Raw genomic sequence first — 11,767 nt, 5'->3', positions numbered from 1 at the left:
CCTTTTTGCTTCCTTTTTTAACTGGTCACTTATTTCCGCCTCGCTGCACTAGTTGTCACCTCACTCTAGACTGGTGGGTTATTTCTGCCGCGCTGCACTAGTCTTTCTAACAACCAACAACCAACAACTAACAACGACTTTGTGAGGTAGTTTCTACCAGGGCTTTTTTGGTTGGGCGGTTTTTCTGTGCGTTCCGAGGTTTGGCTGATTGCAATTGCACGTTTAACTTGTAGCGCACAGCTTCGTGAACGACTTTGTAGGAGGCATCAATTCCACACTCCTCCTTTAGCCAACTTCTAACGGCTCCATAAGTTTTAAATTCCTCTGGGTTTTGCAACTGCTGTCGCAATCGCTCCATAGCTTCTATTGGAATAGCTGGTTTTCTGCCTTGACCTTTCCTAACTGCAAGTATTCCGTCTAGTCCGTGTGTCTTATACTTTTGTAACCAACGGTAAAGCGTTGCGGGATCTCTGCCTAAAACAAGGGCTAGGTCTTTTAGGGTTGTGGCTTTACCTATTTTGAGTAAGTACAACGCCAGAACACGTTCCTTACCTCTTGCGGTTGTCTGTTTAGCTAGTAGAGTTTTAAGCTGTTGGGCGGTCTGTGTAATGTTGATTTTGAGAACGCCAGCCATGGATTGCTATTTTTCCGCATCGAAATACTTTTAATATAAACTCTGCCTAAAAATAGTGATAGAACTGCAATTTCCAGTCATTAATGGATTTACTTTGATTAAGAAAAAACCTCTGACGATGCTACAGCTTTTGGCAAAGAAAAAAAGAAAAAGAGAAATGCCAAAAACGATGCATTCGTTTATGTACATACCCTTGGCTTTGGGAATGTTGAATATAGTTGCTCCCTTAACTGGCTGTACTAGCCGACCCACGAGTGCCGAATTGGATGCATGGCGTCAAGAAGCGATCGCACAAAATGCGGCAAGGATTGCGAACTTACAGTCAGACAAAAGCAAGAATGATTGGCAGTTCGTTATTCAAGGGCAAACCTCAACAAATCAGCCAGTTGTATTGAGCTTGTCAAAACTGGAAGCTTTAGCAACGACAACAATCCAGACGAAAGAGCCACATAATACAAACACTCCCAATGCAATTTTCAACTTCCGGGGAGTTTCTGTTTCAACCCTGCTCAATGAAGTGGGTGTTGCACCGACGGTTCGTGAAGTGACGTTTGTTGCGCGTGATGGCTTTCGAGCCACAGTCAGCCTTGCTGACCTGCGGCAATACCCGATTATCATTGCCTTAGAGCGGAATGGGAAAAAGATTTCCCGCAGTGAAGGTGGCCCCCTTTACCTAGTCTTCCCTCAGACTCAGTTTCCCCAACTTCAGCAAAAGTATCCTGATCGCTTCTGGGCATTTTACCTCACGGATATGGTAGTCGGTACCGAACCGATACAGTTAAAAGTGGGTAGTCGCCTATTCAATGCGGCTGCTCTTGAAAAACTACCTCAAACAACCATTGAAGAAGCCGTTGGCTACCGGATTGGTTGGCCGGCTGATAAAGTCAAGCTTCATGGTGTACGGGTGCGAGATGCGATCGCCTCTGCTGGACTCACACTTCCTCAAAACGGTGCCGTCATTGTTCGCGGGAAATCCCCCCTTTACCGCGACCCAGCAAGTCCAATCCGCCTAAAAGCCTCGGATGTCAAACGATGTGATATTCTCCTCGCAACTCACTGGGGTGATGAGCGACTACCGATCCCAGCAAAAATGGGTGGTCCCGTAACTCTAGCACTTTCATCAGCTTGTCAAGATCAGGCTGATGTGCGGCGATGGGCCACGTTCGTCGAGGAACTTGAGGTCACACAATAAGTCGTAGAGACGTTCCGCCGAAACACCTCTACAAGGTTATGCGGCGATTTTTATAGACCAATGCATAGCTGCCTAAAAACAAAGACGTGATAGTAAATACAGTACCGCTTCGGCAACACCCAACTCTCAAAACTCCATGAAGCTCTCGATATTCCACTCAATCCACACTCGGATTATGACTGCCACCACCCTTTTGATTGTGGCGATTGTTGGTGCTGTGGTTTGGAGCTGGGCAAAAAATGAAGGTGATGTATATCGCGAACAAAAGCGGCAGCAAGCTCAGACTCTTGCTGTTGCTCTATCCAATGCCTTGACCAATGAACTGGTTGATCAAAATTGGGGTCAAATTCGCCTCGGTCTCAATCTGATGTTGAGGCGAAACCCTGAGTTTGTCTACATCTTGGTTTCAGATGCACGCGCCTCTGACCAAATTGTCGCTGCCATGCCCAATGATTTTCAGGATCAGTACATTCCTGATGTTGTGCCAGCCGATATTACCAATGCCGCGCTTCAGGTGTACACAGATACTCCCCCTGTCGTGGAAACCTTCATTCTGCGAGACATTGAGTTTCAGGGTGAACGGCGGGCGCGTCGTGGTGAACGAGTGCTTGAGGTTGCCTCCGACATTCGTAATGCCTCTGGTGAGAAAATTGGGACTTTCCGTCTTGGAATTTCACTACGACAAGTTAACCGTGCGGTAGTGAATGCGGTGAATAAGGCTTTGTTAGTTGGTGTTCTCGGACTTGGTGTTGGGCTTGTGGGAGCTTACATTCTCGCTAGAGAGTTAACTAACCCTGTACGACGCTTACAGATGAGTGCGACGAAGATTGCGGCTGGGGATTTGGAGCATCGTGCTGACATCCAACGTGCTGACGAAATTGGGGCTTTGGCGGCGACTTTTAATGAGATGGCTACAGCCCTACAAGCGTCCTTTAGTCGGCTTCAGAGAACACTTGAATCGTTTGAACGCTTTGTACCGGGGAAATTTCTGACGGTTATTGCGTCTGATGGCATTGAGAACATCCAGGTTGGTGTTGCTTCAACACGCCTGATCACAATTTTGTTTGCCGATATTCGCGGCTATACATCCATGTCAGAACAGATGACACCATTAGAAACCTTTGCCTTGTTAAATGACTACCTCGCCTGTATGGGGCAAGTGATTAATGATACTGGTGGTTTCATTGACAAATACATTGGTGACGCGATTATGGCACTCTTTGAGGATGAGACAACTGGCTGTGCGCTACACGCAGCGTTAGCAATGCAGCAGAGTCTCAAGGTGTTTAATGAGAAACGAAGTCGCGAATTTCAACCCACAGTCAATATTGGTATTGGTATTCATCGAGGTGAGGTAGTCATGGGTACGATTGGCTTCACTTCACGGATTGAGTCTACGGTGATTGGGGATGCCGTGAATGTGGCAGCGCGGGTTGAGGGTCTTACCCGAAAATACAACTGTGATGTTTTAGTAACCGAGTCTGTTGTTGCGGCGCTACGACGACCAGAGGCGTTTGAACTGCGTTTGGTTGATGAATCAGTAAAGGTTAAGGGGAAGAATGAGCCAGTGGCGATTTATGAGTTGATGGCGAGTTCACGGGGATTGGGGATTGGGAACTAGTTCCTAATTAACTCCGTAATATCACTGAAATAATTTTATTGCTTGTATAAAAAATACTTGACTAAGTTTCAAACTTACTGGTACAGTAACAATGTTGCAACAAAAAAAGTCAGAAGCCAGCGCTTACCTCTGGAAAGTGTCTGCGCTGGCTTCCCAATTCTGGGGGACGCGAGAACTCCGGTTCCATGGCGTTGAGGGTTTGGGCGGCAACGTCCCTCAATCCGGGTTTTTCCAACACAGGTAGGAGGGTGTTTCCCCTTGATAAACTGAGTTTTGGCAACAAATTCTCTATAAAAAACTTCAAAGACTTTAGTTGAAGTAGAAGTCCATTCATGCGTTTAGGTTTGAAATTACTAACAAACACTTCAGTCTTGGCGGCTTCCTTGCTAATATCAATACCCAATGCGATCGCTTTTACAGATATCGACAATCATTGGGCAAAAGAGTGTATCAGCCAGATGGCACCCCGGAAGCTGGTAAGTGGTTACCCAGATGGTAGCTTTCGCCCCAACGCTACTATTACTCGTGCTGAGTTTGCTGTTTTGATGCTGAATGCTTTCCCCGATGCGCCAGTTAAGCGGAGTGGGACAACCTTTAAAGATGTGCCGACTAACTTTTGGGCATATTCGGCAGTTCAAGAGGCGTACAAACGAGGATTTTTCTCTGGTTATCCTGGTGGATTATTTCAACCCAACCAGCAGATTCCAAGAGTGCAAGCGATTGGTGTCTTAGCAGGTGCTAAAAATTTCAGTATCCCTGCTAATCCTGATAGCACGTTGAGGCAGTATTTTGAAGATGCAGCCCAGATTCCCGCCTATGCGAAAAATGCGATCGCATCTGCTGCCGTCAATACCTTAGTCGTCAACTATCCCAACGTTAAACAGTTAAAGCCTAATCAAATTGCCACTCGTGGGGACGTCGCGGCATTAATCTGTCGGGCACTCTTTATCTACGCTGTACCACCGCAGTACATAGCTGGAGTAGAAGTTAGCCCCCAAGAAATTCGTCCTTTGCCGGGAAAACTTGACACAATTCCCACATTCAACAGTAATAGCCCAGAACTCGTAGAAACAGAAGGCATTTTGCTTTCAACTCTTCCACCCGAAGGCAAACAAGTACCCTCTGCCCACCTAAACTATGCCTTCAACGGACGCTTCGACATCTTTACTCACCATATCGCTAGGGCAGAGACTGCCGCCCAAGCCCGCCCTTTCTACCAGGGTTTGATTCTACACAACAAGACTGACAAACCCGTCACGGTAGATGTATTGCAAGCCGTGAGTTATCTCGGAACTCCGGATGCACCGTTCAAAACATTGCCCGATATGGTGGATAATTCCAATGGCAATGTCTACTCTGGCCCCGGTAGTCGTACTATGAGTGATGTCTTGCGGGGAGTCCGACAAGCGATTTTCCCTGAAAAGTTGGTGATTCAGCCGGGACAAAGCCAGATATTAATGAATCAGCCGATTCCCATAGAACGTACTCCCGCCTCGAATGGTCGTTCTACAATGATGCGGTTGAGGAGTGATGGTGCGGTTTATGTTGCCAATTTAATGATGAAAGCACCCCAAGCTAGTAATGGCACCTATCGCGCACCCAACTTGACAGAATGGCAAAACTTACTAGATAGAGGCAGTTTAGCAGAACCGCGTGGTCCCGTTCCTACTCCCCTCGATCCACCCAGAGAACCAACGGTGTTTGGGCGCGTGGCAGGTGTTTCTGAGGGTTCGCAATGGCAAACACAGATTACAGATAATCCAAATATCGAACATCTCAGTATTCCACAACCAGGAAAGGCATTCTCTTACCCACTAGGAACACTCCATTTAATTACCCTCAGCACAGGACAAGTTCAAAGTGCGCCCATGCTGAAGCGCTATTCTGATACTGCCTATTTTGCCCACAGCAACTATGGGGTGGAATACAATCTCACCTTGCCATTGCAAAACTCTACGAGTCAAGCGCAAACCGTGACTGTGTCTGTGCAAACACCGTTGAAAGATGAGTGGGGTAACGAGAACCTTCTGTTCTTGAATCCACGGGTTGAACAGGTATTCTTTCGGGGTACGGTGAAGGTGCGTTACGAGGATGAGAATGGGCAAACTCAGACGCGCTACGTGCATTTGGTACAGAGACGGGGACAACGGGGGGAACCACTGGTGACGCTGAACTTACCACCTGGGGCGCAGCGAGAGGTACAGGTAGATTTTATCTATCCGCCTGATTCCACTCCTCCCCAGGTTTTAACGGTTAGGACTTTGGGCAAATAAGTGGAGAATGCGATCGCACAAGCCAAATATCCAACTACCAATTTAGGCGATCGCAATAACTTTATATTTACTATACGGATAAAGAGAAAAACCTCTGTAAGTGTGAACACACTCAAATTTTAGAGGCGGGTCGTTGTGATTAGTTCATCGAGCGCTTACGGAGTTGCTACCCTTACAAAAAATTTGGTGACAGATACCTGGTGGGGCAAGGTTAGCTGGGAAGAATTTATTGAACTAGCTGAAAATCCTGCTTATGCCGATGGCAGGTTTTATTACCATCAAGGACTCTTAAGAATAGAGATGTCGCCCCTTGGTCCCCGTCATGGTCGTCAAAGTTCGATTATTTCCAAGGCGGTTAGTCTTTTTGCCACCATTAAGAACATCCGCATTGTTGAGTTTGCCAACACGAGTTTTCGGAATGCGGGTGTGGGTGAATTTCAACCCGATTTAGCGTTCTATATTGGTTCTGGGTTGAGAGTCCCACCGCCAAGCAATGAACCAATTGACCTTCAAGACTTTGACCCGCCAAGTTTAGTAGTGGAACTTGGTGCTGCTAGTGTGAGTGATGAATTGGGACGCAAGCGCTTGATGTACGAAGAGTCAGGAGTGCAGGAATATTGGGTAAATGATTTGAATATTGGCGAAATAGTAGCATTTGCGATCGCAGAGGGACGGAGTGGTAGAGTTCGAGAATCACAGGTTTTGCCGGGACTTGCGATCGCATCAGTAGAAGAAGCGATCAAACGTAGTCAGATAGAGGATGATACGAAGATTAATCTCTGGCTACTCAAAACTTTTAGTCAAGGTTGACGGTATGCGGGAGCAATATCTCTTGCTAACCGTCAAAATCTTTGTGGTGAAGTATTAACTTCAATTTTGGCAGTAAAATTTTCGCCGCGCTTCTACCCAAAACTAGGGAGTCTCAATTTGATGGATAGTTCCAAGAATTTTTATGTTTTTCTAAACTTTTGCTCAATTAACAGCCGAAAGGTAACTCGCCTGGTTAGTTGCCTTGCTTTGGGGATAAGTTTAATGAGTGTCTGTAGTTCGGCTGCAATGACATCAGAACCTCGCGAACCTGCTTTGCAACTCAGCCAAACTCAAACTCAGCAATGGCGGCGTATGACATCGGATGAGCAAGCCAATGCTTTGCAATACATTTTAGATAGTCCATTGGGTATCGCTGCACTTAACCAACTAGCGATTGAAGGGTTTATCAGTCCAGGCTGTCCCAAAACTTTCTATCTCAATGAAAACTCAGGAGGATTTCAAACATTGTTACGGGTGAAGTGTCCCAGTGAGCGAGGTGTCTCCGGTGCCGTTGGATATAGCGAGATGCGAGTAATCTTCAATCGCTTTGAAAGTAATATTGAGGATTTTAAGATTGAGCGGGTACTTTCCGAAGGACGTGCCCCATCTACAACGTTGCCTGATTAGAGTTTCTTAAACTTTAATCCCTAGCTTCAGTGCTGGATTATTCTCCCAACGATCAGCAACATGAGCATAAATACAAGTCGTTCTTGGATCGGCGTGTCCCAATAAGTCTTGCACTTGCCGTAACTCTGCACCAGAACGCAAGGCGAGAGTGCCAGCCGTGTGTCTCAAGCTGTGCGCTGAAATCGTTCTACCTGGTGTTTGCTTCAGTTCTGTTTGCTTGAGATAGCTATCCACAATCAGCCTAATCCCACGGCGGGAAATTCGCTCTCCACCTGCTCGATTTCCTACTGCTATAAATAGAGGGCTAGAAGGTTTTAGTTCTTCCCCATTCTCTTCTCTTGCGTCCAAATAACTCATCAAAATGTTGGCAATATCTGGGATTAAAGGAACAACCCGAATATTTCGCTTGCCTTCTACGCGGATTCCTAAATTTCCCCCCTGCCTTACAACATCAGAAATATTCGCACGATGTAGCTCTACTGTACGTGGCCCTTCTAATGTCATAATCGCGAGCATGGCTCTATCCCGTGCAGCTTTGAGTGTTCCATCTTGAGGGATGGCTTCTAAAAATCTCTCAACTTCTGCTTTTTCTAGATAGGTAATTTTTTCGGCTGGATCACGTTTCTCGCGTGGGGGTTTTACACCAAGCGCAGGATTGATGGAAATCAGCCCTTTTTCCACAGCGGCTTGATAAAAGCGTTTGACTACAGATAGCTTCAAGGCTACGGTAGCTGGTTTAAATTTCTGTTTTTCTACCATCCAACGGCGGTAGTGCTTAATGTCATCTTTGGTGACTTCAGCGGCATTGAGTTTTTGGCGATCGCACCAATCAACAAATTGCTGAACTTGGCGACGGTAGGTATTGAGGGTATCCAAGGCAGCATCGCCAGCACTGACATCTATATTTAGGAACTCAGCAAAGATTTCCAGCAGGTTATCTGTCGTGACTACCAAGCTGGATGACTCAGATGTGACTTGGCTTGGCGTAGCCACAGTAGGCATAGCTAAGTTTTTTAAGAATTTCTCTCATGTTATCACCCCTAGTACCGATAATCACACTTATTCAAAAGCTTACTATTCAAGCTTTCTTTCATAAAAGCCCTGGAGCCTCCTATCTTCTGCCTTCTTGCACTTAGGCTCTCGCCTTAAGCCAATTAGCAATGGTTGGCGGAAGGTCTTGCTGCACCTTATTACTGACGTACATCCCAATATGCCCGACTGGGAAGGAACACGCAGTATAGTCAACACTTGCAATGTACTTCTCAAGAGCCATTGAGGATGCTGGGGGAACGAGATGATCTTGCTTAGCGTAAATGTTCAAAGTCGGACTGCGGATATTCCCCAGATCTACTCGTTTCTTGCCAATCTCTACCTCACCTTTAATCAATTTGTTTCCTTGGTAAAAGTCCTTCATGAACTGTCGATAGGCTTCCCCAGCTTGGTCAGGACTATCAAAAATCCACTTTTCCATTCGGAGAAAATTGACTAGTTTGTCCTCAGAGTCGATGTTCTCCAGAAGGTCAATATATTTCTGAACTCCTAACTGAAAAGGTTTCAGCAGCAAAAACTCCAAGTTCAGGAAGTCGCCAGGGATGTTACCCAGAGTATCTACCATTAAATCCACATCTAGAGCCTTTGATCCCAAAGTGCATCCACCCCAAACATTGAGGAGTCCCTCTTTGACGTGAAAATCAACCGGGGTAACCATAGTAATCAGGTTTTTCACCTTCTCTGGGTAAAGGGAACTGTAGCAGAGGCTAAAAGCACCTCCCTGACAAATCCCCAACAGGTTGATTTGCTCTAGGTTATGCCTTTCTAGCACTACATCCACACAGTTATTGATATAGCCATTGATGTAGTCGTCAAGCGTCAGCCAGCGATCGCCTCGACTTGGATAACCCCAGTCAATCAGGTAAACATCCAGACCAAGATTGAGCAAATTGGCAACAAGCGATCGCCCCTCCTGTAAATCGACAATGTAGGGACGGTTGACTAGCGCGTAAACGATGAGGATGGGAATGTTTAGAGAATGCTCCACCTTTGACACGAAGCGGTACAACACCACCTTGTCCTCTCGGTAGACCTCTTCCTTGGGAGTCACCCCAATCTGAATGTCCTCTTCGCGCAGGCGGCTGAAGACCTCACCACCCTTAACCAGTTTTTGAGCTAGCTCATTAAACTCGTACATCGCATCCTCAAACACCTCTGAAGAGAAAAAATAAAAGTTGTTTCCTTCAGGCTACCTAATATCGCTACGCGGAAGTCAAAAGTCAAAATGCTTATGAAGTATAGCAGTCGAAGTATAGATTAAGGCACAACAGAGGCTATGACCCTTAGCCAGAGCTATTTGGCTGAAAGCTGACCGCTGAAAGCTGACGGCTGAAGAGCTATATTGTGCCGTTTCACTCACCTGCCTGTTGAACCTTACACAAATATAAAAATAGAGCAGTGCCTTTAAGAACTTTTGACAAATCAAAGACACTGCTATGAATTCTCATTATGCTGATGTTATCTCTAACCTCAGTTAAGTACCTTCATTCATTAACTAAATAGCACTAAGTGAAAGCTCCATTATAATAAAGAACCGTAGCAAGAAGCAGAAGTACAAAAACTCCTATTGAGACACCGAATGTCAACTGTACAGGAAGACTTTTATTCGGGTTCAGTCCGTCTTGACCATGATCTATAGCGCTCGAAATATCATTAGAACCTGGATCGTAACTCTGTTTTTTTCCGCTTTTCATATCAGTCATTGCTATCTTTACTTATCTTCCAATTTACTCCTCCTACTAGAAATCACATCTAACTCCAGGCGTATCTAAGAAAGTGTATAAAAAGACCTAATACTAATGAAAATATTTTCATTTCAATGTCACTCATCATCTTTGTACTATCGCAGAAATGAGATCTTATAAGCCTTATTCGTTCAAAGCTTTTTTAAGGCTTTTTATCTCCTTACGCATCTCGTAAATACTACGGTGAATTTCGTCCACTTCGCTCCGGGTCGGCAAGTCATACATTTTGAGAAATACTTCCATTAGCTGTTGCTGGTGAAGCTTGTAGGTCATGGCTGAGTTCAAAAACTTCCCCTGGATTTCAAGGGCATCCGCTGAACGGAACGTTTGTGCAAATACCCGGTCAAATAGATTACTCCAGACTTGCAGAAACTGCTGCCAGTTCTGAAGCGTTTCGCCTTTTTCCGTAAAGGAAGCCAACTCCCGCGTCAGTTCTTCAAAGGCTTTCAACCAAACATCGACCAGCACAACTTGATACTCAAAGTTTGCCTTATAGAAGTTTATCCAGGCATCAAAGCTCTTAAACAGTTTGTTGTTGAATTCACGGGTGTACCCCAAGCTTGGGCTTTGTAGAACGGTACCAAATGTCTTTTCATAAATGTCCCAGTAGAGGTTTGCCAGCTCACTTAATGCCAAAGCGTAGCTGACTAGCACCTTACTAACAATTTCTAGTGACAGCCGCAGTAGTCCTGCCCAAAGCTCCATCCTAAATTCGCCCCTCGTTGTTGAATGCTTGTACAACCAGCAATGCCAACGCCGCTATACTGGCGATCGCACCCCACTTAAACGGTGGGTTCTTATCTAGCCAGTCAGTAAGGCTCGGTATCGTTAGGTTCCTAAAATCTCCCTTGGCTCTGTCATTGGCTGCGACAGGTTCATAAAGATTGTTTGGTGCATCTTCAGATTTCGGCTGCGAAGTCCTTTGGAGTCGAAAGGCGACACGCTCTAATATGAAATCTACCAGTGATGGCGAGAGCCGTTGAAGCACATCTATGGCTCTCGCCGCATCCCCAACTAAGAAGTCACGGGTGGGATGTTCGGCAACGTAAAGGATCGCATCAGCTACTAGCGTCGGTTCGTAGAAAGGCGGTAAGCTTGCTGGCTTTACACCTAACCTCGTGAGCGCATTGTTGTAGAGGGGTGTATTGACAGCGGCAGGTTTCACACTTGTCACACTGATGGGGATGCGCTCATGTCGCAGTTCGACGCGCAGGGCTTCGATAAATCCCTCCATCCCGTGCTTAGCTGTGCAATAAGAACTTTGAAGTGGGAGACTTCGTCTGCCCAAGACTGAAGAGATATGAATTAGCGCTCCTCGACCCTCACTCTTAAGATGGGGCAGTGCTGCCATTGCACCGTAAACTTGCCCCATTAGACCAACATCAATGACGCGCTGAAACTCTTCTGGTTTTGTCTGATCGAAAGGGGCATAGACGGCAATAGCAGGGCAATGCACCCAGGTATCGAGTCGCCCATATATCTCAACGGTACGATCTGCGATCGCCTTAACTTGCTCGAATACCGCCACATCGGCTACCACAGCAGTTACCTCACCACCAAAGCCGCGAATCTCGTCTAGCAAGGGCGCTAGCTTCGACTCACTACGAGCCGAGACAACCACCTTTGCCCCTCGCTTGGCAAACTGTAGGGCTGCCTCACGTCCGATGCCGCTGGAAGCCCCAACGACGGCAACAACCTGCTGATTGATTGGCTTCAGTTGCATCGATGTCTCCTTAAAATCCTCATCACACCTTTACCCCTGAAGGTAAAGTCATCTAGAAACGTTTGCTTTAGTTGAAATCGACAAACTCAACT

At 46.2% G+C, this 11,767-nt stretch carries 11 protein-coding genes; 5 read left to right on the top strand and 6 right to left on the bottom strand.

The genetic code is table 11. The features are described from left to right. Positions 1–127 precede the first annotated feature (127 nt). Entirely contained in the window at positions 128–634 is a 507-nt protein-coding gene (locus tag AC5JL3_RS30460; RefSeq protein ID WP_496078008.1) for a helix-turn-helix domain-containing protein, read from the bottom strand. Between the two features lie 157 nt (positions 635–791). Between AC5JL3_RS30460 and AC5JL3_RS30455 the strand changes: the two genes are divergently transcribed. Beyond that, on the top strand, positions 792–1,826 hold the full coding sequence (locus AC5JL3_RS30455) for a molybdopterin-dependent oxidoreductase (protein WP_496078007.1): 1,035 nt from the start codon (positions 792–794) through the stop codon (positions 1,824–1,826). 175 nt (positions 1,827–2,001) lie between these two features. Further along, the gene (locus tag AC5JL3_RS30450; protein ID WP_496078006.1) at positions 2,002–3,447 is read left to right on the top strand and encodes an adenylate/guanylate cyclase domain-containing protein; all 1,446 of its coding nucleotides are present in this window, start codon (positions 2,002–2,004) and stop codon (positions 3,445–3,447) included. Between the two features lie 109 nt (positions 3,448–3,556). On the opposite strand, the gene AC5JL3_RS30445 is transcribed toward AC5JL3_RS30450, so the two are convergent. Beyond that, a complete protein-coding gene (locus AC5JL3_RS30445) occupies positions 3,557–3,781 on the bottom strand; it encodes a hypothetical protein (protein ID WP_496078005.1) in 225 nt (74 codons plus the stop codon). Between AC5JL3_RS30445 and AC5JL3_RS30440 the strand changes: the two genes are divergently transcribed. The 3 genes from AC5JL3_RS30440 to AC5JL3_RS30430 all read left to right on the top strand — a co-directional run bounded on the left by AC5JL3_RS30440 (position 3,780) and on the right by AC5JL3_RS30430 (position 7,157). Beyond that, entirely contained in the window at positions 3,780–5,720 is a 1,941-nt protein-coding gene (locus tag AC5JL3_RS30440; RefSeq protein WP_496078004.1) for a DUF3370 family protein, read from the top strand. The two genes, AC5JL3_RS30445 and AC5JL3_RS30440, sit on opposite strands and share 2 nt — an antisense overlap. A 135-nt stretch (positions 5,721–5,855) precedes the next feature. Beyond that, on the top strand, positions 5,856–6,530 hold the full coding sequence (locus tag AC5JL3_RS30435) for a Uma2 family endonuclease (protein WP_313929825.1): 675 nt from the start codon (positions 5,856–5,858) through the stop codon (positions 6,528–6,530). A gap of 246 nt (positions 6,531–6,776) precedes the next feature. After that, a complete protein-coding gene (locus AC5JL3_RS30430) occupies positions 6,777–7,157 on the top strand; it encodes a hypothetical protein (RefSeq protein ID WP_496078003.1) in 381 nt (126 codons plus the stop codon). Positions 7,158–7,163: 6 nt separating this feature from the next. Here AC5JL3_RS30430 and AC5JL3_RS30425 read toward each other — a convergent pair whose 3' ends face one another. The 4 genes from AC5JL3_RS30425 to AC5JL3_RS30410 all read right to left on the bottom strand — a co-directional run bounded on the left by AC5JL3_RS30425 (position 7,164) and on the right by AC5JL3_RS30410 (position 11,675). Further along, positions 7,164–8,159, bottom strand: coding sequence for a tyrosine-type recombinase/integrase (locus AC5JL3_RS30425; protein ID WP_496078002.1), 996 nt, complete (start codon positions 8,157–8,159; stop codon positions 7,164–7,166). 130 nt (positions 8,160–8,289) lie between these two features. After that, positions 8,290–9,345 carry a class III poly(R)-hydroxyalkanoic acid synthase subunit PhaC gene (gene phaC, locus AC5JL3_RS30420; RefSeq protein WP_496078001.1) on the bottom strand — a complete coding sequence of 352 codons (1,056 nt, stop codon included), beginning with the start codon at positions 9,343–9,345 and terminating at the stop codon, positions 8,290–8,292. 730 nt (positions 9,346–10,075) lie between these two features. Continuing rightward, positions 10,076–10,657 (bottom strand): poly(R)-hydroxyalkanoic acid synthase subunit PhaE, encoded by a 582-nt coding sequence (locus AC5JL3_RS30415; RefSeq protein ID WP_496078000.1) that lies wholly within the window; start codon positions 10,655–10,657, stop codon positions 10,076–10,078. A gap of 1 nt (position 10,658) precedes the next feature. Further along, complete coding sequence (locus AC5JL3_RS30410) at positions 10,659–11,675, bottom strand: SDR family oxidoreductase (RefSeq protein WP_496077999.1); 1,017 nt, start codon at positions 11,673–11,675, stop codon at positions 10,659–10,661. Positions 11,676–11,767: the final 92 nt, after the last annotated feature.

It is taken from the genome of Symplocastrum torsivum (genome assembly GCF_059505465.1).
This window is presented reverse-complemented; position numbering and strand designations above follow the sequence as displayed.

What these genes read in the sequence shown, in the direction of transcription:
- AC5JL3_RS30430 (WP_496078003.1), top strand. Translation starts at nt 6,777, where the DNA reads ATGACATCAGAACCTCGCGAACCTGCTTTGCAACTCAGCCAAACTCAA.
- phaC (WP_496078001.1), bottom strand. Translation starts at nt 9,345, where the DNA reads ATGTACGAGTTTAATGAGCTAGCTCAAAAACTGGTTAAGGGTGGTGAG.
- AC5JL3_RS30425 (WP_496078002.1), bottom strand. Translation starts at nt 8,159, where the DNA reads ATGCCTACTGTGGCTACGCCAAGCCAAGTCACATCTGAGTCATCCAGC.
- AC5JL3_RS30455 (WP_496078007.1), top strand. Translation starts at nt 792, where the DNA reads ATGCCAAAAACGATGCATTCGTTTATGTACATACCCTTGGCTTTGGGA.
- AC5JL3_RS30415 (WP_496078000.1), bottom strand. Translation starts at nt 10,657, where the DNA reads ATGGAGCTTTGGGCAGGACTACTGCGGCTGTCACTAGAAATTGTTAGT.
- AC5JL3_RS30445 (WP_496078005.1), bottom strand. Translation starts at nt 3,781, where the DNA reads ATGAATGGACTTCTACTTCAACTAAAGTCTTTGAAGTTTTTTATAGAG.
- AC5JL3_RS30410 (WP_496077999.1), bottom strand. Translation starts at nt 11,675, where the DNA reads ATGCAACTGAAGCCAATCAATCAGCAGGTTGTTGCCGTCGTTGGGGCT.
- AC5JL3_RS30440 (WP_496078004.1), top strand. Translation starts at nt 3,780, where the DNA reads ATGCGTTTAGGTTTGAAATTACTAACAAACACTTCAGTCTTGGCGGCT.
- AC5JL3_RS30460 (WP_496078008.1), bottom strand. Translation starts at nt 634, where the DNA reads ATGGCTGGCGTTCTCAAAATCAACATTACACAGACCGCCCAACAGCTT.
- AC5JL3_RS30450 (WP_496078006.1), top strand. Translation starts at nt 2,002, where the DNA reads ATGACTGCCACCACCCTTTTGATTGTGGCGATTGTTGGTGCTGTGGTT.